The sequence below is a fragment of the Pontibacter coccineus genome, from assembly GCF_030546575.1.
Taxonomy (GTDB): domain Bacteria; phylum Bacteroidota; class Bacteroidia; order Cytophagales; family Hymenobacteraceae; genus Pontibacter; species Pontibacter coccineus.
On record NZ_JAUOTN010000005.1, the window covers coordinates 138,524 to 160,141 of the forward strand.

Genomic DNA, 21,618 nt, shown 5'->3' on the forward strand with positions numbered 1-21,618 from the left:
AGAAAGGCGAACCGTTTTGGTTCGCCTTTCCTGTTTTTAGGGGTGCCTACTTTTGCAGTTTTATGTACACCGGGAAGTGATCGCTATACCCTCCCAGGTACAAGGTATGCGACCAAGTCTGGCGAGGCGTGTCTTTATACCTGCCAAACGTGAATTTGGCAAACTCAGGGTCATGTATTTGCGCTGAGCCATGGACATAATGCAAGCCGGCCTGCGTATTCACCATTGATTTAGTGACCATGATCTGGTCGCGCATCTTGTTGTCGTTGCGGGTGTGGTAACTGCCGTCGCCCTGCACAAACCATAGGTAGAACGTGTTAAAAAGCTCGTTCTGAAAAGCGGGATTAGGGCGGCCAGAAGCCCTTAAAACCTTCTCCACGCTCACCGCATTAGGCTCGTCTGCAAAGTCCCCCAGCACGATGATTTTGACGTTCTTGTCTGCTTTCAGTTGCAAGTCCAGTTGCCGGCGTAGTTCAGTTGCCGCATCTCGCCTGCGGGCTGCCCCCAGAGCCGCGCTGCCGCGATCTTCCGGCCAGTGGTTCACATACACCGTAACCGGCTCACCAGCCAGGGTGCCCTTCACCTGCAGGATGCCACGGGAGGTGAATCCCTTCTCTGAAAACCTGATGGGTAGGTTGGTCTGCGAAGTCGGCTTGAAAACTCTGGGGTTGTAGAGCATGGCCACGTCCAGTCCCTCAGGGTCGGGGGAGTCGTAATGGATGATGCCATAGCGTCGCTTGCGCAGCGGGGAAGACTTCACCAGGTCATCCAGCACCTGGCGGTTCTCAACCTCACAGAGACCGATGATGTCAGGGCCGCCCTTTCCACCGATGGTTTCAATCACTTGCGCTACATGGCGTATCTTGGTCTTATACCTTTCCTGGTCCCACTGCATGACGCCGCCCGGTGTAAAGCCGTCATCGTCTGTTTTGGGGTCGTTTTGAGTATCGTAGAGCTTCTCCGTGTTATAAAAAGCAAGGGTATAGAGTTTCGGTTTTTTGATAGATGAGGTTAAGCTGGCGCATCCTGAAAGGATGGTCAGGCTAAAAAGAATGAAGAAGGTTTTTATTCCGTAGCGCATCGCGTAACTTTGTACTTGGTTTTAATATTCAAGCATAGTACGAGATATATATAGCACAAAGTTTAAAAAGAAAAGAAAATGAAGAAATCTGAGATATACTTTAGCATAGCACTTGACGAGCAGCGCGTACCGGAGGCCATTAGCTGGAGAGCCACTGACGCAGGGGAAAAAATCCATTTTGCCAAGGCCATCAACATTTCCCTGTGGGATCGCGACGAAGCAGGCACGATGAAAATTGACCTGTGGACCAAGGACATGCCGATCGACGAGATGAAGTATTTCTACATTGATACGATCGGGGCCATGGCCCAAAGTATTGCCACCGCTACCAGCGACAAGGTGATGGCCGATAAAATGCGCGCCCTGTGCGAAGACCTGATGAAACACGTGGAAGAGGAGCGCAAAAAGGAAAACAACTAGCTTGTAAATAAAGAAAGCCACCTCTTGAGGTGGCTTTTATGCTTTTAAATTTTGGATCGGTCTACTTTGCGTTAGAAGCAATCGCGTTCTTATCAGTCTTCTGGATGGTGGCCATGTTCTCAGAACCTTGCTCGTCCAGGCTGGATACGAACTCACGATCAACCTTTGAGTACATTTTACGATCGCCGAAGTAGTCGTTGTACTGTACCGTGCTCAGGATATCCTCGAACTCCAGGTCACGAACGGCCAGTACTTCTTTGCACTGCTCTGCAATCAGCTGTGCGTTGCCTTCATGCTTCTGCTCAATTTCAGTAATTTGGGCAGCTACAGCCATGTTGATCTCTCTAACCTTGTTCGCCTGGTAGTTATTCAAACGAAGTTCACGAATCATCTGCTCAGAAAGGTGGTTGGCGCGCTTCTCAGCAACAACAGTTATATTATTACCTGTAGCGAATACGCCGAATACAGTTCCGAATACCATCAATGTTGTTACCAGTAGCTTTTTCATAATTGTAGTGTTTTTGGTGTTTTCAATGCTTTTCCAGATTTCGTTTCTGAGGCAGCGTAGTTTTAAAACGCGGGTTGTCTGTAAATGATTCCGGTATTTAAATTTTTTTTTTCGCCTACTCTTCAGTGTCGAATACAAGCAATATAGTGCAGAAATAATGCCAAAGAGGTCAAATTGCTAACAATTTGACCTCTTTTTTTGATTTTATTTTGGATTCTACCACTCGTTCCGCCACATCATCGACTCGACGGGTTTGGTCGTGCGGTTGTTGTATTTGGCGTTTGCCTTGCTGTTGTAGTAATTCTCAATGCCACCCTTCACCTCAAAGTAAATCAGCTGACCAATCGGCATGCCATGGTATACGCGCACCTGCTGGGTTACGGAGATCTCCAGTGTCCAGGTGTTGCAGAAGCCTACATCGCCTTTGCCGGCGGTAGCATGGATATCGATACCCAGACGGCCAACGCTCGATTTGCCTTCCAGGAAAGGCACGTGCGCGTGGGTTTCAGTATACTCCAGCGTCACGCCCAGGTATAGCGTATTGGGTTGCAGCACGAATCCCTCCTCCGGGATCTCAAACACGTCGATCTGGTTGTGTTGACGGGCGTCGAGCACTTCGTCGCGGTAAGTGGCCAGGTAGCGGCCCAGGTGTACGTCGTAAGAGTTGGTGCCAAGGCCAGAGCGCTTGAATGGCTCGATCAGGATAGTGCCTTTCTCAATCTCTGCTAAAATCTGCTTATCTGTAAGAATCATGGGGGTGCAATGTTATGGCCGTAAAAGTAAGCAAAATGGGTGAATTGTTGCTTGTTAATTGTCGATTGTTGATTGAGCCGAGATGGTGAAGCTATACCTTGTTTGGAGATATGAGAGGTATAGCAAGAAAAAACGGCAGCCCATTTCTGAACTGCCGTCTCTTTTCTCTTATTAGAGAGGTATAGCTTATTGTTGCGCTACAGCCTCTTGAAGCGCCTCACGGTTGGCTTTGATATACTCTTCTACCAACTCATCTGTAATGGCCGTAGAAACGAACAGCGACTCGTACTGCGAAGGGGCCAGGTATACGCCGCGTTGCAGCATACCGTTAAAGTAACGGCCAAACATGGCTGTGTCAGAAGTTTTGGCACTTTCGAAGTCTGTGACAGGCTGCTCTGTAAAGAAGATGCTGAACATGGAGCCCACGTGGTTGATCGTAAAGTTCATACCCAGTTCCTGCATGTTCTTCTTCATGCCGTTTACCATGTTGGTCGTAGTACGCTCCAGGTTCGTGTATACCTCCGGATGCGACTGCAAGTACTGTAGCATCGCCATACCCGCCGACATGGCTATTGGGTTGCCTGAAAGCGTGCCTGCCTGGTATACCGGTCCGGCTGGCGCCACGAAGTTCATGATCTCTTTCTTCCCGCCGTAAGCGCCCACTGGCATGCCTCCTCCGATGATCTTGCCGAGTGTGGTCATATCCGGCGTAACGCCAAACAGCTGCTGTGCACCACCCGGAGCCAGGCGGAAACCTGTCATCACTTCGTCAAATATCAGCACGATGCCTTCCTTCGTACAGAGGTCACGCAGACCCTGCAGAAAACCAACTTCTGGGAGTACCAGACCCATATTACCAGCCACTGGCTCCAGAATGATGGCTGCTACCTGGTCTTTATTGCCTTCTACCAGTGTCTTAACTGCTTCCAGATCATTATAAGGAGCTGTGAGCGTATCGGCAGCCACACCCTTCGTCACACCGGGGCTGTCCGGTACGCCAAGCGTGATAGCACCGCTTCCGGCAGCGATCAGAAAAGAGTCACCGTGGCCGTGGTAGCAGCCTTCGAACTTGATCATTTTGTTGCGGCCGGTATAGCCTCTGGCCACACGCACGGCCGACATGGTAGCTTCGGTTCCGGAGTTCACCATGCGCACTTTCTCAATCGACGGCACCATGTCCGCGATCAGCTCCGCAATCTCGATTTCCTTGCGCGTTGGGGCTCCAAAGGAGAGGGAGTTAGGGATAGCCTTTTGAACAGCCTCCTGCACTATTTCATCGGCATGACCCAAAATCATTGGCCCCCAGGAGTTGATAAGCTCCAGGTAGCGGTTACCATCCTCGTCATACATATAAGGGCCTTTGGCCGAAACCATAAAACGCGGATTGCCGCCCACGGCCCTGAAGGCACGAACAGGAGAGTTTACCCCGCCCGGTATGGAGTGTTGTGCACGCTGGAAAAGTTCTTCGCTGATTGGCGCTATTTTCATAATGCTGAGTTCTTAGATGGTGAAAGGAATAATTTGATCAGGGTGCTATACCCTGATTGGTGAAGCCAGAATCCTTAAAAAACCGGATTCACGACGGTCAGTTGCAGGTTCTCGAGTTTGGTGATCGGGATGTACTGGTTGTCGCGGCGCACCTCGTTCTGAGCGGCGCGGTCCGTATACCCTATCCCTTTGTAGAAGACGCCCGGTCTGAGTCCTTCTGAGCCCAGGGCCAGGTTAAAGCGCGTGCCATAATTCTGGAGCAAGGTTCCGAAGTAATACATCATCTCAAAACCCGCATAAGCATACGGCGATGGCGGCATGTTATACCTGGCAGCGTACCTTTTGCGGAAATGTTGCACTGCCGAACTCATCTGATCAATGTATTTCGGATTGACAAAGTAAATCTCCAGGTCATCCAATTGGCGCAGCGTCAGTTGACCTATACCCAGCCAATTCTCGAAGGTAACCAGTGGGAGTGTAGCCGCTCTGGACTGCAGGGTGCTCACCGTGTTGGCAGCAGCCGTCATCTGATCTGAGAAAACAGCTAAATGGCCTACGTTCTCAAATTTCAATTCCTTAAAAGCAGCGGCGGTAGCAGCGCTCTGAGCAGAATTTATTTTCTTATAAACTGCTACTTTGCCCCCCAGCTTCAGGAACTGCTCGCGGTAGTGTTGGCTAAAGGCGATGTCGTCTTTGCTGTTTTCGTACAGAATGATGGCCGTTTTTGGCTCAAACGTATGGTAAGCGTAGGTAGCAGCCTGGCGCGCCTGCGTGGCCACCGAGGACTCAAACAGAAAGACATTTGGATTCTGACCGGCAACTTCCAGGTCCTGCGAAAGCGGGTTGATCACATTCACATTGTTCTGGGCAGCGAAACGACCGACAATTTTGGCTGAAGATCTGTAAACGGGGCCAATGACCAGATCCATACCCTGAAGCTCCGAAGTTTCCAGGAGGCGTTTTACGGCAGTGGTGTCAGTGCCAGCATCGTAGGTATACAGGTTGATGTTGATGCCTTCGCGCTTGAGAGAGTCCTGGGCCATCTTCATGCCGGCGTAAAGGTCCGTGGCAAACTGGTTTTTGCGCGCTGCCTGCCCCAGGTCCTGGTCTAGCTGAAAGGGTAGGAGAGCGGCTACATTGTAGGCCTGCTTGCGCATGGCGTTGGCGCTCAGGTAGCGGTTGCGGTCCAGACGGTGCTTTGATACGATGCTTTCCAGGGTGGTTTTGTCCTCAGGACGGTACCAGCCAGCCAGCAGCTTATCGGCAAAAGTATGAGCCACGGCTTTATCGTCCGGGTAGCGCTGCAGTAGCTGCTCGAAGGCTGCACGGTCTGTGATCCGCATCAGGTAATGGCGCTTCAGATTCTCGGCATCGGCCTGCAGTTTGGAAGACCGAATGCTGTTCAGTTCTGCCAGCGCCTGCTCGTATTCACCCTGCTCAAAAAGCACGTTGCCTAGCAGGTAACTCGCTTCAGGCTGGTTGGGCCAGTTCGGGTGCTGCCCCTGCAACTGCTGGAGCATACGACGGGCTTCGGGCAGTTTGTTCGCATTGAGCGCCGCTACGGCATAGAGGTAGGAAGCTTCGGGAGCGTATGGATTTTTGGGACCAGCCTGCGTGACAGGCAAAAGCTCGGCCATCGCCTTGTCATAACGTTCCTGATCAATCAGTACTTTGCCATTGCTATAAGTGGTGCTGTAATCCTGCTGCGCCTGTGTCGGCAGTGCAAGCGTGGCCGCCAGCAGCAAACCCGCTGCATGCTTCAATAAGCTTCCTTTCATGTTGTTTTATTTTTGATTGAGCGATTGGGTGAATTGGTGATTGAGTGGTTAATTAGCTTTCAGAATCACCTTGAAGTGTCCCGACTGCAGGGGTTTACCTGTTTTGAAATTCTCCAAAATTAAAACTTTGAATAATCGCTACTGGGATTCCTGAAAATCCTTCGTATGACTATTTAATAACTCACTAATTCGCTCAATCACTAACTCACTCAATCACCAAATCACTCAATAATTTATTCCCACTCGATGGTAGCCGGTGGTTTCGAGCTGATGTCGTAAACCACGCGGTTTACGCCTTTTACCTTGTTGATGATCTCGTTGGACACATCGGCCAGGAACTCATACGGCAAACGGCTCCAGTCCGCTGTCATACCGTCGATGGAGGTCACAGCACGGAGGGCTACCACATTTTCGTAGGTACGCTCGTCGCCCATCACACCCACCGACTGCACCGGCGTCAGGATAGCGCCAGCCTGCCATACCTCGTCATATAGCCCTGACTTTTTGAGGTTGCTGATGAAGATATGATCCACCTGCTGCAGTACGTTTACCTTCTCTGGCGTGATGTCGCCCAGAATACGGATAGCAAGTCCCGGTCCAGGGAAAGGATGACGGCCGAGGATGTTATCGTCGATCTTGAGGGTTTTGCCTACCAAACGCACTTCATCTTTGAAGAGCGCTTTCAATGGCTCAACTACTTTCAGTTTCATGAAATCAGGCAGACCGCCTACGTTGTGGTGCGACTTGATGGTAGCAGAAGGACCTTTCACGCTCATCGACTCGATCACGTCCGGGTAAATGGTGCCTTGCGCCAGCCACTTCACGTCTTCTATTTTGTGTGCCTCGTCGTCGAATACCTCAATGAACACACGGCCAATGGCTTTGCGCTTGCCTTCCGGATCGGAGATGCCGGCCAGCGCTTCATAGAAGCGGTCTTTGGCGTTCACGCCTTTCACGTTCAGGCCCATGTGCTTGTAAGAGTCCAGCACCGACTCAAACTCATCTTTGCGCAGCAGTCCGTTGTCAACAAAGATGCAGTATAGGTTCTTACCGATCGCTTCGTGAATCAGCATGGCTGCCACGCTGGAGTCTACACCACCGGATAGGCCCAATACTACTTTATCATTGCCCAGTTGCTGCTTCAGATCTGCAACAGTCGCTTCCACAAACTGCTCCGAGGTCCAGTCCTGCTGGCAACCGCAGATGTGCACCACAAAATTGCGGAGCAGGGTTTTGCCTTCGTCAGAGTGAGTAACTTCCGGGTGGAACTGAATACCATACGTTTCCTGGTCACGCAGCTTATAAGCAGCGACGCGCACCGTCTCTGTACTGGCTATTACTTCAAAATTAGCTGGAATTTCCTTGATCGTATCACCATGTGACATCCATACCACAGAGCCTGGAGTGAGCTCTTTCATCAGGCGGTTGGCGGTATGCAGCTCTGTAAGTCTGGCACGGCCGTATTCGCGGATGGTGGAAGGGGTAACTTCGCCCTGGTGCTCGTAAGCGATCAGCTGCGCTCCGTAGCAAACGCCCAGCAAGGGGAGTTTGCCCATAAACTGGCTCAGATCGATCGTAGGGTGTTCGTGGTCGCGCACCGAGCAGGGGCTGCCCGATAGAATAACGCCTTTGACATCTTCCGTAAGTTCCGGAACATTATTGTAAGGGTAAATCTCACAATATACATTTAGCTCGCGCACCCGTCTTGCGATCAACTGGGTGTATTGGGAGCCGAAGTCGAGAATCAGTATTTTTTCTGGCATGCGCAAAGGTAAGGTGTATTAGGCTTTTTTGCCAAAAATAGGGGAGATATGTTTTGTGAGCAGTGTCAAAGATGAGGTTCAGTGTTGAAATGAAAGGCATGTGGAATGGCGCGATCGTCCCCGCTTGTGTCTATTAGGGTGGGACAGGCTGCTCCAGGTATAGGTATAGGTATAGGTATAGGTATAGGTATAGGTATAGGTATAGGTATAGGTATAGGTATAGGTATAGGTATAGGTGGTCGTAAAATTAAACCACCTGAGCAGTAGCGCCATAAACTCCTCCTACCGCTATTCCTCGATATTTCTTTAGAATACGCTTGCACCGAATGGTATTCTTCGTACCTTTGTAACGGCAAATCGGCACGGCCTGCTCCCGTCGAACTCCCCCAGGGCCGGAAGGCAGCAAGGGTAGATGGTTGATGCGGCGCGATGTTGGTTTGCCACTTTTTTTTACCGCTACTTTTTTGACCGGTCCGTAGCCGGTCTTTTTGTTTTAAGTCCGGCAGCCCGCTATACTCTTCTCTAAACCCTGTCATACACCAGGTTAACCCGTCTCAGAGGCCTTATCCCTTAATAGTCCCGCAACTTTTAGACAATGTCTTTTGACTTAGGGCATATTGCGTTAGATTTGTAGGAAAATCTACATCCTCAGTATTATGAAATTCTTTGTTGATACTGCAAACCTGCAGGAAATTCAGGAAGCGCACGATCTCGGTGTGCTCGACGGTGTTACCACCAACCCATCGCTGATGGCCAAGGAAGGCATCTTCGGTCACGATAACGTGATGGCGCACTACAAGCAGATTTGCGAAATCGTGGATGGCGACATCAGCGCCGAGGTAATCGCGACAGACTTCGACGGCATGGTGCGCGAAGGTGAAATCCTGGCTGAGCTGCACCCGAACATCGTGGTGAAAGTGCCAATGACGCGCGAAGGCGTGAAAGCGATCCGTCACTTCAGCGAGCGCGGCATCAAAACCAACTGTACACTGGTATTCTCTGCCGGTCAGGCTATTCTGGCGGCTAAAGCGGGCGCTACCTATGTGTCTCCGTTTGTAGGCCGTCTGGATGACGTGTCAACGGATGGTTTGCAGCTGATCGAGCAGATCGTGCACATTTACGGCAACTACGGCTACCAGACGCAGGTATTGGCTGCTTCGGTACGTCACGTGATGCACCTGGTGCAGTGCGCCGAGCTGGGAGCTGATGTGGTAACCTGCCCACTTTCTGTGATCACCGGTCTGCTGAACCACCCACTGACTGACATTGGTCTGCAGAAGTTTCTGGCTGACCACGCCAAAGGAAATAAGTAATGATTAATGAATAATGAGTGATGATTAATGGGGAATAGTGCATAGGGCGAAAGGCTTAAAACATTATTCTTCGTTAATCATTACCCATTATATACCTACCAACTATTCATTAGTCACTACTCATTATTCATTGAACCAAGATGTACATCATCAAAGTAAAGGGCAAGGCCAAAATTCCGGATTACATTCAGCTGCGCGACGATAACTTCGTGCTGATTGCCTATTTTAGAGCCGACCGACCGCTTAAGAACCTCGACCGCTACGGGCTGGAGGGAAAAGAGGAGGCTTTGGCAGCACTGATCGAGTCCCTTGAGTTTGGTAAACTGCAGCAACTAGACATTTAATTTCCTATGAGCTTTTCTTCTTCTACCCCTGTGGTGTCACTACGTGACGTGGCGATTTACCAGGATGTGAACACCGTGCTGAGCAGTGTCAATTTCGACATTGATAAAGGGGAGTTCGTGTACCTGGTGGGGCGCACCGGTAGTGGTAAAAGCTCACTGCTCAAAACCCTTTACGGTGACCTGCCGCTTCAGACGGGCGTAGGTCATATTGCCGATTTTAAACTCAGCAAACTGCCACGCAAGCAGGTGCCCTACCTGCGCCGCAAGATCGGCATTGTGTTTCAGGATTTCCAGTTGCTATTTGACCGCACCGTGGCCGAGAACCTAGCCTTTGTGCTGAAAGCCACTGGCTGGAAAGACAAGTCGAAGCGCAAGCAGCGCATCACAGAAGTGCTCATGCGTGTAGGGCTGGACGCAGCGGCCAACAAACTGCCACACCAACTGTCAGGTGGTGAACAGCAGCGCATTGTGGTGGCCCGTGCACTCCTCAACGAGCCGGTTATCCTGCTGGCTGACGAACCTACCGGTAACCTCGACCCGATCGTTGCGGACGGCATCATGCAGCTCTTCAACGAGATCAACAACAGTGGTACAGCCGTCCTGATGGCAACACACAACTACGAGATCATCAACCGCTACCCGCACCGCGTACTTAAGTGCGAAAACGGCAAAGTGCTCGATTCAAAAGTAGAGAACTTCAATCTGACCACCGGGTACTAAGTAATTTGATTTTTATTGATGAAGGAGTTTTTGATAAAAGGCTTCTTAACTTGGTAAACCTGTCCCCAATTTATCAGCGATTTCTGAGGCGTACCATCAATTAGCCAAGCCTGCGCCATTGCGCGAGCAGCCACTGGTTCATGTCCGGGTATACCCGTAGGCTCAGCATCAGTCCCATGTAAATGGTGGTGATCATTAGGGAGCGCACCACGATATCCAGGTATACATTCCCGAGGAAGGGCAGTAGGTATGAGGCTCCCAGCGCTATGACTGCAATTACTGTCACTGTCACGGAGCTCCAGGCAAAAGGCTGCATCTTGTAGAGCCACTGCACGAAGAACAGGCGCAGCAGGTTGATGGTCACATAGGAGATCATGGAAGCCAACGCCGCTCCGTTGATGCCATATAAGGGTATGAAAACATAATTTGTCCAGATGGTAAGACCTGCCAGCACTACGTTAAACAGCAAATCCCAGCGGTATTTATCAGAAGTGGCCAGGATGATGCCATTTAAGCCTGTCGCCAGGTCAATGATGCGGGCCATGGACAGGAACAGCACCACATACTTACCAGCCCAGTAGGTTTCCGGCATAAACGAGAACAGGTTGTCGATATTGGCCCAGATGCCGATGAACAGTAGCAGGCCGATGATCAGGTTGATAAGCGTGATCTGCTTGTAAAGGCGCTCCATCCCTGTCATGTCCTTTTCCTTCCAATATTCTGCCACCTGCGGAAAAGCAATCTTGAAAATAGAGCGGGCCGGCACCATGATGGCGCTGGTCATAAAGAAAGCAGTGGTATATACCCCATTGTCGCCCAGGCTGTATGAACTGATCATGATCTGATCGACTGTGGTGATAATGGTAACGGAAATGTTGCCCATGAAGGTGAAAAGGCCATAATAGAGCATCTCGCGCAGGGGCACAATGCGGAGCGCAGCCAGGCGTGGGCGCAAAAAAAACTGCTTCAGCCACAGTGCATACACCACCAGCGAGAGCGTGATCACCGCGTTGATCACGATGTAAAGCAGCACGAACTCCCTGAACCCGATCCAATCAAGCGCATAGAGCCCGATAAGCGCCGTGGTCAGTATACGCAGCAGAAAATCCTGGGCGAAGGACGAAATGATGGTCTTGAACAGCGAGCGCAGGTAGGCCGTGAGCAGGTTGAAGAGCAGCGTGAAAAAGGCCAGCGGGATGACGAAGTAATAGTAGTCGAGCAGGAGGGGGGAGTTCTCGATGTAATAGTCGACCACGACCGGCTTGAAAAGCAGGAAGAGCCCTGCAATGGCGCCAAAGCCCAGTAGCGGTATAGCCAGCAGCAGAAACAGGAAACCATGGTGCTCTTTACCCTTGTCCCGGAAATAAGGGAAGTAGCGCACACTCATGTTCACGAAGCCGAGCGCCGAGAACTGCGCAAACATCACCGAGATCTGGATCAGCAGGCGGGTGAGGCCCACTTCCTCCTCTTCCAGAAAGTTGGGGAAAAGCAGGATCGTGTTCACATAACCGATCACGATGCCGGCATATGAAATGATGGTGTTCCAGATTCCCTCGCGCTGGAGATGTTTGCTCATGTTTCTGATTCAGGCCACAAAGGTATAGGATTCAGGCAAAGTTGCCAGCTTTACCTCACTACTTCCACCCACCCTTTGTATACCTGCTGGGTCTGTCCGCTTTTGATGTGGTAATAGTACATGCCGCTTCCCGGTCCGGCCCATTTGTTGTCGTAGGAGTTGCGCTTGTACACACTAACCCCCCAGCGGTTAAAAATTTCAATTTCAACCTGATCTATGTTGATGCCCTGCAACACAAACGTATCGTTTTTGCCGTCCCCGTTGGGTGTGATGATGTTAGGGATCACAGGACATTCCTCGCTGATAACGTTCACCTCGCGGGTATAGGTACAGCCGTTCACAGTAATGGCAACACTCAGTTTGGTAGGAGCCGTTACAACGACCATCGGGCTGGTATGTCCTGTGCTCCACAGGTAAGTGGCATCTGGCGTCAGGGCGTCCACGTTGATCCGCTCACCGTAGCAGGCGTTCAGTTGCAGAGGGAGGGTAAAATCTGGCTGTGGCTTTACTGTAACAGTTACTTCATCCCGGGTAGTGCAGCCGTTGGTGTTCGTCACCTCTACCCAGTATTTCCCGGAAGTTTTAACTTCGAGGCTACTGCTAATGGCGCCTGTACTCCATTTATAAGTGTAGTTGCCAGCGGGAGCTACAAGCATGGTTCGCTCGCCACTACAAAGCGTACGATCCGGGCCTAAGTCAACAACAGGGTAGGGCATTTCACTTACCGTCACCCGATCTGTAAAGGTACAGCCATCCAGGGATACGGTTACACTGTATTCCCCCGGTTGGCTCACCATAATGCTCTTGCTTGTTTCACCTGTGCTCCAAAGCACATTGCCGGTCGTGTTAATTTGCAACGTCGCTTTTCGTCCAATGCAGAAGTCGCCGCTACTATGAATGCGGGGTGCTTGTGTTCCTGACGTGTTGTAAGCGAACTCCGCCTGTTTGGCCATCCCTGTATAGCGCAGCGGTTCGATTGCGGGTACTGTTTTGATTAAATCCCATTGGCTCGTTGCATTATCGGCTCGATGATATAAACTCTGCTTACATAATGTATTTGGGGTATAATATTGGATGTGGTGAGCCGACTGTGGAGTGCCTACCTGAAATATACCAAAGTAGCTGTTTACCTGCGCCGGATCGGCTATACCTGCAGTTGTGTTGGGCTTTGCATCCACATAGTAAATGTGAAAGCCCTGCGTGGTGCGATTCAGGTCGGAAGCATAAAAGCTAAAGCCCTTTTCCTGCATGTGCATCGCTACCGTGGAGTTCTGATCAGGAATGTGATAGTTAGGCAAGCTTTTGTCACCAATTGGTGCGCTGGATGTTACCCAGGCGGTCGACGGATTCATATTGCGAAAGCCACCGTCGGTTTTCTGAGTACTCAGGTCTTTCACGGTACTCCCGCCTGAATTGTCGAAATTGAAGTAGGCAACTAAGTCTGGTATTTCCTGAGGGTTTGAAATTTTAGAGCACATCAGACGACGGATTTCCTCTACCGGCAAGAACTTTTTCCAGATCCTCACTTCATCAATCTCTCCGACGAAATTTTCGCTATCAGCCAAATAGTCTTTGCCAATTGCCAACGGAGCCGTGTTGGTCAGGTCAGTAGATGCATAGCCAGTGTGGGATTCGTTTTTCAGGATGCCATCGACAAAAATCCGCCAGGCACCATTGTAACTGACACCTGTCAGGTGGTGCCATTGGCCGTCGTTTACCAATTCAGCTGTATAGCCCGAATTCCGGTAGTGCCCGGACCCATCACGGCCGGCAAAAGCTGCCTTCCCGTCCTTTATGATCAAATGATAGCCTCGTTCACCACCATACCGATCGTATTTGCCGACTACCCAATGATACTTGAAAGAGGTGGTTTTAACCCACGCTTCCACCGTTATCGTGTTGGTAATGCCCCGGTTCGATGTGCCGCAGACCATATGATCATCCCTGCCATCCAATTTTAAAGCATTGCCCGGCCCCTGTGCGCTCAGTAGTGTATTGCAGGCAAATAGTAAGAGAAAAGCCAGGCTAACGTGTAAAGGTGTTTTCAAACGCGACGTGTTTTTGGGGAGAAATATTCAAGAGACTGAATATAAACATTATTTGCTATGATTCGCCAGCATCGCCCTTGCAAAATCGCTTGCCAGCGCACTGCTCTCGCCGTCATAGGGCGTACCTACCGTTGCATTATAGTATTGGGCCCGCAGGTACACCTCGGGCTTTTGCTGTATACCCTGCTCGAGCATCGGCTTAAGTGCGGGGTAAGAGGCGGCCTCTTCCACGAGTCCGTGTGCTACATAGCCATAATAGTCGTGCAGTTCTTCCCTAGGATTGAAGTTAAAGTAAACCGACCACACATTCAGCAGCACTGCCTCCAGGTGAATGCCGGAGTTACCGCTTATAAGCATATCCAGCTCGCGGAGATACTCAAAAACGGACTGCCGTCGTGCGTCGGAAAGGCTGATGTTCGGGCTGATGCCGGTGGCAGAGGTATAGCTGCGCTTGTCGCGGGGGTGGGGGCGCAGCAGGATGTGCAGCTGTGGGAAATCCCGGCTGATGTGGCGAAGCAACTGCTCCACTTCTTCCACCCGGTCCATCAGATTGCAAGCTATACCGAGTGTCTGCACCTGTTGGTTCCTGTTGCGGAGTGGCACAAACTGATCAGCTTTCGGCATGCCGATAAACTCCACCTGGCCGTGCACCGGACCGCACTGCCTGTACTTGTCCAGCGAGTCCTGTCCCTCAAGCAGGTTCAGGTCAAAAGCCAGGGGCGGGAATAAGTTGCTCACGCTGGCGTGTTGCACATAAACGGTTTTTATCCCCAGCTCTTTTGCCGCCAGCAGCATGGCGCGGGCATCGGCGTTGTGGTCGTTGGCAAACACGATGGCCTGCGGACGGTACTTTTTGAGCTTCTGCAGGTATACCTCGTAAAAGCCGATGGCATCGTAAAGCAAATCCACGAAGCGTAGTGTGCTGTATTTGCGATGCGAGAGAAACTGAAAGAAAAGCGGCAGAAATTTGTAGTAGAAGAACAGCTTTTTTCGAAGCGAAAGCCGCGCTACCTGCTGGTTATACCTGCCAATGGCCTTGCTCTGACCGGCCACCATCACGGCGTCAGGTATAGCCTCTTGCAAAAAATGCAGACTGTCGTAGTTGTTCTGACTGACCACATACAGCCACACCTTACCCCGCAGTCGCTCCGGCTGCTCCACTGACTGAAACAGATTACCAAACAGCCGCATCAGGGTATAGCCGGCCATGCGTAGCAGTCGCATGGCGGGATTAGACGGTGAAGCTGCATTCTTGGCGCTTTCCGGTAGTCGGTAGAAACCCTCGGAGAAGTGCAGGTATAGGATGTTGCGGTAAAGCGTATACCAGTCTTTCATGCGCTACACCATGTCCCAGCTAAGCGGTGTGCCCGCTTTGATTTCCTGCGCGGCGTTTTTGCCCAGAAGTTCGTCATAATGTTTCGGCGCCAAACCAAGACCTGGACGGATCACGCGGATGTTCTCCTTTGTAAACGCTTCTCCTGCTTTGATGTCCTGGCTGGCATAAATGGAACGTTTGAAGAGACGGCTTTTTTCCTCGGCCCGCTGTACGCCGTACTGCACATGCCCCAGCGCCAGCCAGGCCCTTTCCGACTCCATCACCAGCGATTGCAGTTCGGCAGGCTCCAGCGAAAAGGCCGAGTCCACACCACCGTCGGCGCGGCTGAGGGTAAAGTGCTTCTCGATGACTGTGGCGCCCAGGGCCACGGCAGCCACTGAAGCCCCAACCCCCATGGTATGGTCCGAGAGACCCACCTGCACGTCGTACAAGGCGCTTAGGTGCGGGATGGTGCGCAGGTTGGTGTTCTCCGGCGTGGCCGGATAGGTGGACGTGCACTTGAGCAGGATTAGTTCCAGGCAGCCGTCTTCGCACAGCACCTGCACGGCTTCGGCCACTTCCTGCACGGTCGCAGCGCCGGTGCTCATGATCACAGGTTTGCCGGTAGACGCCACTTTGCGCAGGAGCGGGTGGTCTGTGTTCTCAAACGAGGCGATTTTGTAGGCCGGGGCATCCAGGCTCTCCAGAAAGTCAACCGCCGACTCGTCGAAAGGGGAGGAGAAGGCGATGATGCCACGCTCCCTTGCCCGCTCAAAAATAGGCTGGTGCCACTCCCAGGGGGTATAGGCTTCCTTGTAGAGGTCATACAGTTCACGGCCTTTCCAGAGCGAACCCTCGTCCTCGATGGTGAGGGCGCCGGGCAGCGTCATGGTGTCGGCCGTGTAGGTCTGCAGCTTGATGGCGTCGGCACCCGCATCAGCGGCAGCGTCCACGATGGCCAGCGCCCGCTCCAGCGACTGGTTGTGGTTGCCCGACATCTCAGCGATGATAAAGGGCTTATGGGAAGGGCCGATCAGACGGCCGGCAATACTGATATCATTGATCATGGTTTCTGTTTCTAAACTATGCGCTGGCTGTTGGCTGCCAGACAAATCGGAATGCCTTCGGGTGTGCCGGATCTGCTTCTCCGTACGCAAAACCGGCTTTCTCAAATGACCGCACAGAGGCTTTGTTCTGCTGCTCTACCAGTCCTTCCACGAGCTGCACATCAGGTCGGTCATGCAGCAATTGCTGAATACCTTTCAGCAGTACGGTATGGCCCAGCCCTTTGCCGCGGTAGTCGGCCCCAATCAGGTAACTGATCGTAGCCGTGCTGCCGTGAATGTCGAAGCGGATGTGGGCGGCCGGCTCTCCATCGGCCTCAGCAAGATAGAGCATGGCGTCGGGGTTGTCAAGTTTGGACTGAAACCAGCGGGTATGGTTCTCCAGCAGAATCGGCTCTGGGTTGAAAGAATGACGGCGCACCTCCGGGTCATTGGCCCAGTCAAATAGCAGGTGCAGGTCCTGAGGTATAGCTTTCCGGAGATTCAGGTTAGCGGCAAGACTCAATCTTCTGAATATGTCCAGCAACCGCTCACCGCTTTTGCCATCAAAATATTGACGCTGTGTTTTAAGCTGCGCTGCAAAACTTGCTTCTTTTATACCTTGTGGCAGTGCTTGTGTAAGGCTGCTGTAGTCCTGGGCTATACCTGCTGTGGTCAGAAATTGGTGCATACCTGCCTGGTTGTCGGCAGTTTGCTTTACAAACAAAATGCCTCCCACAGCGGCGTATTCATAAGAGATGCCGCTGGCCGAGGTGATGGCCGCAGGGCATTTGGTCATCAGCCGACGCATGCTTTCGGCAGAAAGGTCGTGATGAAGCGTGGCCTGCGACAGCTTCTTTAAGTGCTGCTTTAAATCCTGAACATGCTTGTAGGCGCTTCCCACCACCACTTTAATGTACTTAACTGCAGGTATAGCCTGTAGTATTTCCAATGCCTGCAGGGTGTGGTTATCAGGGTCTGCGCCTCCCATGCAGACCAGCACACGCAGTCCACCTTCGGGTGCGGTGCGGGCAGCTTTGGCGGCTTTCAGGAAGGCCGGTCGGAGCAGCGCATAGTGCGGACCGAGCAGCAGACGGGTATAGGATGCCGTATCGTATAGTTCAGGAGAAACCCCACCTGCCTGGTTGATGACCACATCGGCCACAAAATGATAGGCATGGATATCGTCGATGCAAATGAGCGCGGCTCCTCGGGCCTTGATGTTCTGTTGATATGCGGTGCCGAAGGTATAGCCATCCAATACCACGATCTCTTCGGTTGAGACATACGCATCCAGTTCATGCACAAAGCGGCTTGCCTCCGCATCGGCGGGCGGGAGCACGATGATGCCGTCGCATACTTCCCGTATCCGTTCCTGTAAAGCCAGGTCGGGCGACTGAATAGCGAACACGCACTCAAACTCCTGGCGCAGCATGTGCGCCAGCGCCAGCGAGCGCGTCACGTGGCCCAGTCCGATGCGGCTGTTCCCATCTGCCCTGAAAATGATGCGTGTCTTCCTGTTCATGCTAACCTAATTTTAAGAGTGCCCTGGTAAGCCCACCGGCTTGCAGCAATTTTCGGGCCGCTGCCAATTCCTCCTCTTCGCTTACGAAAACCTGCCGCTGCGAATTGACCGTGTTGATTTCCTGCAGCCAGGGCTGTTCGTGCAGCAACTGGCCAATCGCCTCGTGCGTTACCGGCTGATCCGGTTTCCAGAGCCGCTCAAAAAGCAGGGCAGCCAACGCATAGTCGGTCGGGTAGTCTACGGTTAAACGCAGCTGACTGATGGGCGAATCAAATGGCAGGGTCTGGGTCTTAAAGCCCGATTCCCTTCTGATAAAGGGCGTCACATGTTCCCGATCAGCGGCTGCCGTGGCTTGGGAAGCGGCTGTTTCCAGCGCCTGACGGGTAAATGCCTCCACATTGGTGCCCAGGGGCAGACCAGTGGTGATCATATAATCCGAACCTGTATTAAGTAGCTGCGCCACCGCCTGATCAATCGTTTCCGGCATCACGAAGGGGTTGTCGCCGGTGAGCCGCACGATCACATCCAGTTCGTAGGTATAGGCCGCCTGCCGGAAGCGCTCCAGCACATCATCGGTTGAGCCGCGCAGGCAGGGAATATCTGTAGTGTTGCAGAAAGCTTCGATGGCATCATCCACGGAGCGTGTGGTAGTGGCGATGATGGTTTGGTGCAAGGACTTTGCAGAACGGGCATTCGTCACCACATGCTCCAACAAACTGGCGTTTCCGCTGAAAGGCAGCGGTAGCAGGGCCTTGCCCGGCAGTCGCTCCGAACCCAGGCGCACCTGTATGATGGCACCGACCTTTACCATGCCGTCCAGCCTCCGTCCAGCACCATGTTCTGACCCGTCATAAAGGCCGAGGCGTCCGAAGCCAGGTATACGAAGGCGCCCTTCAGGTCGTCGGGCTCGCCAATGCGACCAAGCGGGTTCTTCTTTTTGAGTTGCTCCACAAAGGCCTCGTCTTGTTGCACCTGCTCGCTGGGAAAAGGCCCCGGCGTGACAGCGTTGACGGTGATGTTGTGCTTGCCCAGGTAGCAGGCGAAGTAGCGCGTGAGCTGCAGCACGCCTGCCTTAGCGGCGCCGTAGTGCGGCGGATTCAGGAAAGCGGGGCTCTCGTCGTAAATGCTGAAATCGGGGGAGACCATGCCGTACATGGAGGACACGTTGATGATGCGCCCGCCGTGCTGCTTCAGGTGGGGGATCGCCTCCCGGATGCAGCGGTACACGCTGCTGAGGTTGCCGTCTATGCCGTAGGACCATTCCTCGTCCGTAAGCTGCTCCGGCTGCTGCCCCTTGGAGTAAAAGGCGTTGTTGACCAGCACGTCCAGGCGGCCCTGCTCACGCTGCACCTGCTCAAAGGCTGCCGCAACGGTTTTCGTGTCAGAAATGTCGCAGTAAAGGAAGGAGAGGTTCAGGTTGGGCTGCTCGCTGAAAGCCTCCTGGAATTTGTCCTCGCTCCGGCCCAGCACATAGACGGTGGCACCTGCCTCGGCCAACCCCCGGCTGATGGCGGTGCCCAGGTGGCCGTAACCGCCGGTAACGAGGGCTACTTTGCCGGTCAGTGAAAATAGGTCAGTCAGACTTTTGCTCATCGTGCGGGCCACTTGTAGGGTAAGAGTATCGTTTCGTTTTCTTCTTTCAGTTCCAGCAGCTCGGTATACAGCGCCTGAGGCAGCACCGTGCCGCTGTAGCGGATGTTCTCCTGCAGGGTCTGCAGGCTCTCTACACCGATCACCACTCTGGAAATATAGGGATTTGCCATCGCAAAACCCAGGCAAACCGCCCCAATCGGGAGTTGATTGGAATTGGCCAGCTGTCGCAGCCGCTCCAGTTTGGGCACTGCCTCCTGCAGGTATAGCGGCAATTGGTCCGGCTGCATAAAGTACAGCCCCTGCAGGTATACGGAGCGGATGTGCGTTTCAATGCCCCGGCTGCTGAGTTCGGGCAACAGCTCTTCAAAACGCCTGTCGAAGAGGCTGTAGGGGAACTGCACCAGGTCGATCGACGCCTCCTGCTGCAGCAGTTCCTCCGCTTCCGCCGGATGGTAAAGCGATATGCCAACCTTCTCCACTTGGCCGGATGATTTCAGCTTCAGCAGCTCATCCAGGATGCCCGGCCTGCTGCTATAACTTGCATAGCTGTGCAGCAGATAGCCATGGATTTTGTCAACCTGCAGCCGTTCCAGCGATTCGCGGAATGCCTGCACGATAGGTTTGTCGGGCTGGTTGGGCAGGTACTTGGAAATGATGCGGTGCTCGCCTGGCAGCGTGCTCAGGACATTACCCAGGCATGTCTCGCTGTTGCCGTAGGCCGCCGCCGTGTCCAGGGTGTCTATACCTGCCTTCGCTGCTTCGGATAGTATAGCTGCCACCTCGGCCTCCGGAATCTGGCCGCGTTGGTTGCTGATGCCGTAGGGGAGACCGAATTGGGCTGTGCCCAGGATCAGTCGCTGTGCCGATGAATGGTTTTCCAAACTCAAGCTTTGCAAAACTCCTTTACTTTCTCAATCACGTACTGCTGCTCCACGTCCGCCAGGGTCGGGTACATGGGCAGGCTCAGACAAGCCTCGTAGTAGTGCTCCGCTTTCGGGAAGTCGCCTTTCTTGTGGCCCAGGCTGCGGTAGTAGGGCATGGTGTGGGCCGGGATATAGTGCACCTGCGCAAAGATCTGGTGCTCGCGCAGGAAGTCGTAAAGTCCCTTGCGGTCGGCCACCTGGATCACGTACAGGTGGTAAGCATGGCCTGTCTCACCGGTGTCGGTCAGGGACGCTGGGTTGGTGCCCAGCACTGCTATACCTGCCGCGTCTGCGAAAGCCTCGTCGTATACCCTGGCAATCTCCCTTCGACGGGCCATGCCCTCGTCGGCGCGAGCCAGCTGCGTGATGCCCAGGGCACAAAGCATGTCGGGGATGCGGTAGTTGTAGCCCAGGGCCTGCATCTCCATGTACCAGCCGCCGTGGTTCTCCTCCAGCAGGTTCGGGTCACGGGTGATGCCGTGGGTGCGGTATAGCAGTAATTTCTGATAGAGTTCCTCGTCGTTGGTGGTTACCATGCCGCCCTCGCTCGTGGCGATGTGCTTGACGGGGTGGAAGGAGAAGATGGCCAGCTCGGCAAAGCGCCCATTGCCGCAGAACTGCCGCTCGCCTTGGCTATCGACAAAGTAGCCGCCGGGGGAATGAGCCGCGTCTTCGATGATCCACATACCGTGCTCATCGGCCAGCTCACGCAGCTCTTCCAGGTTCACCGGGTTGCCGGCAAAGTCCACAGGTATGATGCCGCTGTAGTAGCCTTTGGGTTTGCCCTCCAACATCCGGCGCACCTTCTCGATGTCGATCAAAGCCGTGGCCGGGTCGATGTCAGCAAACTCCACGGTGCCGTCGCAGTAGCGCACGCAGTTGGCCGAGGCCACAAAGGTGATGGGTGTGGTGATGACGCGGGAGCTCCCGTTCACGCCTAGCGCCATGGCGCACAGGTGCAGGGCGGCCGTGCCGTTGCTCACCGCCACGGCGTATTTGGCGCCCACATAATTAGCGAAGGCCTGCTCAAACTCAGCCACCTTCGGCCCCTGCGTCAGGAAGTCCGATTGCAGTGTTTCCACCACCGCCTGTATGTCATCCTCTGTGATGTGCTGGCGACCGTAAGGTATAGGCTTCATATTATTAATGTGCTAATTTGATAATGTGCTGGTAGTTTAATAAACCGATTCATCTAAAGTATAAGAAGAAGAATACAGAGGTGTGGTTCGTTATTTTCCGCTATAACCGAGGCTTTATGTCATTTCGGCCAAAAGGATAATTCTGAAATTAGCCTATTGTGCTATCGCTAGCCAAATCTCTCCATACTGTCGAGACGACAAGGTTATGAACCTGGCTAACCTGCCTGAAGAAATTAAGCATTCTTCAATTCAATCACCCAATTTCTTATAATCACTCAACCACTCAAT

The 21,618-nt window shown here is 52.9% G+C and carries 20 protein-coding genes and 1 other RNA gene; 6 read left to right on the forward strand and 15 right to left on the reverse strand.

Annotated elements, in window-relative coordinates:
- Positions 1-46 precede the first annotated feature (46 nt).
- The gene (locus Q4E40_RS13280) at positions 47-1,081 is read right to left on the reverse strand and encodes an endonuclease/exonuclease/phosphatase family protein (RefSeq protein ID WP_303412808.1); all 1,035 of its coding nucleotides are present in this window, start codon (positions 1,079-1,081) and stop codon (positions 47-49) included.
- A gap of 78 nt (positions 1,082-1,159) precedes the next feature.
- Here Q4E40_RS13280 and gldC point away from each other — a divergent pair, with 78 nt between their 5' ends.
- Positions 1,160-1,501, forward strand: coding sequence for a gliding motility protein GldC (gldC, locus tag Q4E40_RS13285; RefSeq protein ID WP_303412809.1), 342 nt, complete (start codon positions 1,160-1,162; stop codon positions 1,499-1,501).
- Positions 1,502-1,562: 61 nt separating this feature from the next.
- Here gldC and Q4E40_RS13290 read toward each other — a convergent pair whose 3' ends face one another.
- From Q4E40_RS13290 to guaA, 5 genes are all read right to left on the reverse strand, one after another.
- Positions 1,563-2,009 (reverse strand): hypothetical protein, encoded by a 447-nt coding sequence (locus Q4E40_RS13290; protein ID WP_303412810.1) that lies wholly within the window; start codon positions 2,007-2,009, stop codon positions 1,563-1,565.
- 216 nt (positions 2,010-2,225) lie between these two features.
- Complete coding sequence (gene dcd, locus Q4E40_RS13295) at positions 2,226-2,762, reverse strand: dCTP deaminase (protein ID WP_303412812.1); 537 nt, start codon at positions 2,760-2,762, stop codon at positions 2,226-2,228.
- Between the two features lie 186 nt (positions 2,763-2,948).
- Positions 2,949-4,250, reverse strand: a complete 1,302-nt coding sequence (gene hemL, locus Q4E40_RS13300) for a glutamate-1-semialdehyde 2,1-aminomutase (RefSeq protein WP_303412813.1) — start codon at positions 4,248-4,250, stop codon at positions 2,949-2,951.
- A gap of 74 nt (positions 4,251-4,324) precedes the next feature.
- Positions 4,325-6,028 carry an ABC transporter substrate-binding protein gene (locus Q4E40_RS13305; RefSeq protein ID WP_303412814.1) on the reverse strand — a complete coding sequence of 568 codons (1,704 nt, stop codon included), beginning with the start codon at positions 6,026-6,028 and terminating at the stop codon, positions 4,325-4,327.
- Between the two features lie 233 nt (positions 6,029-6,261).
- Complete coding sequence (gene guaA / locus Q4E40_RS13310; RefSeq protein WP_303412816.1) at positions 6,262-7,791, reverse strand: glutamine-hydrolyzing GMP synthase; 1,530 nt, start codon at positions 7,789-7,791, stop codon at positions 6,262-6,264.
- 105 nt (positions 7,792-7,896) lie between these two features.
- Here guaA and Q4E40_RS13315 point away from each other — a divergent pair, with 105 nt between their 5' ends.
- The 5 genes from Q4E40_RS13315 to Q4E40_RS13335 all read left to right on the forward strand — a co-directional run bounded on the left by Q4E40_RS13315 (position 7,897) and on the right by Q4E40_RS13335 (position 10,168).
- Positions 7,897-8,058, forward strand: coding sequence for a hypothetical protein (locus tag Q4E40_RS13315; protein ID WP_303412817.1), 162 nt, complete (start codon positions 7,897-7,899; stop codon positions 8,056-8,058).
- An 82-nt stretch (positions 8,059-8,140) separates the two neighbouring features.
- An RNA gene (ffs, locus tag Q4E40_RS13320) (signal recognition particle sRNA small type) lies at positions 8,141-8,238 on the forward strand.
- A 209-nt stretch (positions 8,239-8,447) separates the two neighbouring features.
- Complete coding sequence (gene fsa / locus Q4E40_RS13325) at positions 8,448-9,104, forward strand: fructose-6-phosphate aldolase (RefSeq protein ID WP_220624165.1); 657 nt, start codon at positions 8,448-8,450, stop codon at positions 9,102-9,104.
- A 140-nt stretch (positions 9,105-9,244) separates the two neighbouring features.
- Positions 9,245-9,448 (forward strand): hypothetical protein, encoded by a 204-nt coding sequence (locus Q4E40_RS13330; protein WP_007654512.1) that lies wholly within the window; start codon positions 9,245-9,247, stop codon positions 9,446-9,448.
- Positions 9,449-9,454: 6 nt separating this feature from the next.
- Positions 9,455-10,168 carry a cell division ATP-binding protein FtsE gene (locus Q4E40_RS13335; protein ID WP_303412821.1) on the forward strand — a complete coding sequence of 238 codons (714 nt, stop codon included), beginning with the start codon at positions 9,455-9,457 and terminating at the stop codon, positions 10,166-10,168.
- Between the two features lie 100 nt (positions 10,169-10,268).
- Here the strand turns inward: Q4E40_RS13335 and Q4E40_RS13340 are convergent, their stop codons facing one another.
- Genes Q4E40_RS13340 through pseC form a run of 9 tightly spaced genes read right to left on the reverse strand, consistent with a single transcriptional unit; the run spans position 10,269 to position 21,330 of the window.
- A complete protein-coding gene (locus Q4E40_RS13340; RefSeq protein ID WP_303412822.1) occupies positions 10,269-11,744 on the reverse strand; it encodes a lipopolysaccharide biosynthesis protein in 1,476 nt (491 codons plus the stop codon).
- A 50-nt stretch (positions 11,745-11,794) separates the two neighbouring features.
- Positions 11,795-13,792, reverse strand: a complete 1,998-nt coding sequence (locus tag Q4E40_RS13345) for a LamG-like jellyroll fold domain-containing protein (protein WP_303412823.1) — start codon at positions 13,790-13,792, stop codon at positions 11,795-11,797.
- Positions 13,793-13,840: 48 nt separating this feature from the next.
- Positions 13,841-15,127, reverse strand: coding sequence for a glycosyltransferase family protein (locus tag Q4E40_RS13350; protein WP_303412825.1), 1,287 nt, complete (start codon positions 15,125-15,127; stop codon positions 13,841-13,843).
- A gap of 3 nt (positions 15,128-15,130) precedes the next feature.
- The gene (gene pseI, locus Q4E40_RS13355) at positions 15,131-16,174 is read right to left on the reverse strand and encodes a pseudaminic acid synthase (protein WP_303412827.1); all 1,044 of its coding nucleotides are present in this window, start codon (positions 16,172-16,174) and stop codon (positions 15,131-15,133) included.
- Positions 16,175-16,190: 16 nt separating this feature from the next.
- Complete coding sequence (gene pseG / locus Q4E40_RS13360; RefSeq protein WP_303412828.1) at positions 16,191-17,675, reverse strand: UDP-2,4-diacetamido-2,4,6-trideoxy-beta-L-altropyranose hydrolase; 1,485 nt, start codon at positions 17,673-17,675, stop codon at positions 16,191-16,193.
- A gap of 1 nt (position 17,676) precedes the next feature.
- Positions 17,677-18,486: a cytidylyltransferase domain-containing protein gene (locus tag Q4E40_RS13365; RefSeq protein ID WP_303412829.1), complete on the reverse strand. Its 810-nt coding sequence runs from the start codon at positions 18,484-18,486 to the stop codon at positions 17,677-17,679.
- Positions 18,480-19,268 (reverse strand): SDR family NAD(P)-dependent oxidoreductase, encoded by a 789-nt coding sequence (locus tag Q4E40_RS13370; RefSeq protein ID WP_303412830.1) that lies wholly within the window; start codon positions 19,266-19,268, stop codon positions 18,480-18,482. Before Q4E40_RS13370 ends, Q4E40_RS13365 begins: the two co-directional genes overlap by 7 nt.
- Positions 19,265-20,149 carry an aldo/keto reductase gene (locus tag Q4E40_RS13375; RefSeq protein ID WP_303412831.1) on the reverse strand — a complete coding sequence of 295 codons (885 nt, stop codon included), beginning with the start codon at positions 20,147-20,149 and terminating at the stop codon, positions 19,265-19,267. The genes Q4E40_RS13370 and Q4E40_RS13375 overlap by 4 nt, the downstream gene beginning before the upstream one ends.
- A 2-nt stretch (positions 20,150-20,151) precedes the next feature.
- On the reverse strand, positions 20,152-21,330 hold the full coding sequence (gene pseC, locus Q4E40_RS13380; RefSeq protein WP_303412832.1) for a UDP-4-amino-4,6-dideoxy-N-acetyl-beta-L-altrosamine transaminase: 1,179 nt from the start codon (positions 21,328-21,330) through the stop codon (positions 20,152-20,154).
- Between the last annotated feature and the right edge of the window lie 288 nt (positions 21,331-21,618).

Excerpts from the sequence above, each read along its gene's own strand:
- pseG (WP_303412828.1), bottom strand. The coding sequence starts at position 17,675 with ATGAACAGGAAGACACGCATCATTTTCAGGGCAGATGGGAACAGCCGC.
- fsa (WP_220624165.1), top strand. The coding sequence starts at position 8,448 with ATGAAATTCTTTGTTGATACTGCAAACCTGCAGGAAATTCAGGAAGCG.
- Q4E40_RS13290 (WP_303412810.1), bottom strand. The coding sequence starts at position 2,009 with ATGAAAAAGCTACTGGTAACAACATTGATGGTATTCGGAACTGTATTC.
- Q4E40_RS13330 (WP_007654512.1), top strand. The coding sequence starts at position 9,245 with ATGTACATCATCAAAGTAAAGGGCAAGGCCAAAATTCCGGATTACATT.
- Q4E40_RS13305 (WP_303412814.1), bottom strand. The coding sequence starts at position 6,028 with ATGAAAGGAAGCTTATTGAAGCATGCAGCGGGTTTGCTGCTGGCGGCC.
- dcd (WP_303412812.1), bottom strand. The coding sequence starts at position 2,762 with ATGATTCTTACAGATAAGCAGATTTTAGCAGAGATTGAGAAAGGCACT.
- guaA (WP_303412816.1), bottom strand. The coding sequence starts at position 7,791 with ATGCCAGAAAAAATACTGATTCTCGACTTCGGCTCCCAATACACCCAG.
- Q4E40_RS13315 (WP_303412817.1), top strand. The coding sequence starts at position 7,897 with ATGGCGCGATCGTCCCCGCTTGTGTCTATTAGGGTGGGACAGGCTGCT.
- Q4E40_RS13340 (WP_303412822.1), bottom strand. The coding sequence starts at position 11,744 with ATGAGCAAACATCTCCAGCGCGAGGGAATCTGGAACACCATCATTTCA.
- Q4E40_RS13350 (WP_303412825.1), bottom strand. The coding sequence starts at position 15,127 with ATGAAAGACTGGTATACGCTTTACCGCAACATCCTATACCTGCACTTC.
- hemL (WP_303412813.1), bottom strand. The coding sequence starts at position 4,250 with ATGAAAATAGCGCCAATCAGCGAAGAACTTTTCCAGCGTGCACAACAC.
- Q4E40_RS13365 (WP_303412829.1), bottom strand. The coding sequence starts at position 18,486 with ATGGTAAAGGTCGGTGCCATCATACAGGTGCGCCTGGGTTCGGAGCGA.
- Q4E40_RS13335 (WP_303412821.1), top strand. The coding sequence starts at position 9,455 with ATGAGCTTTTCTTCTTCTACCCCTGTGGTGTCACTACGTGACGTGGCG.
- pseC (WP_303412832.1), bottom strand. The coding sequence starts at position 21,330 with ATGAAGCCTATACCTTACGGTCGCCAGCACATCACAGAGGATGACATA.
- Q4E40_RS13370 (WP_303412830.1), bottom strand. The coding sequence starts at position 19,268 with ATGAGCAAAAGTCTGACTGACCTATTTTCACTGACCGGCAAAGTAGCC.
- gldC (WP_303412809.1), top strand. The coding sequence starts at position 1,160 with ATGAAGAAATCTGAGATATACTTTAGCATAGCACTTGACGAGCAGCGC.
- Q4E40_RS13280 (WP_303412808.1), bottom strand. The coding sequence starts at position 1,081 with ATGCGCTACGGAATAAAAACCTTCTTCATTCTTTTTAGCCTGACCATC.
- pseI (WP_303412827.1), bottom strand. The coding sequence starts at position 16,174 with ATGATCAATGATATCAGTATTGCCGGCCGTCTGATCGGCCCTTCCCAT.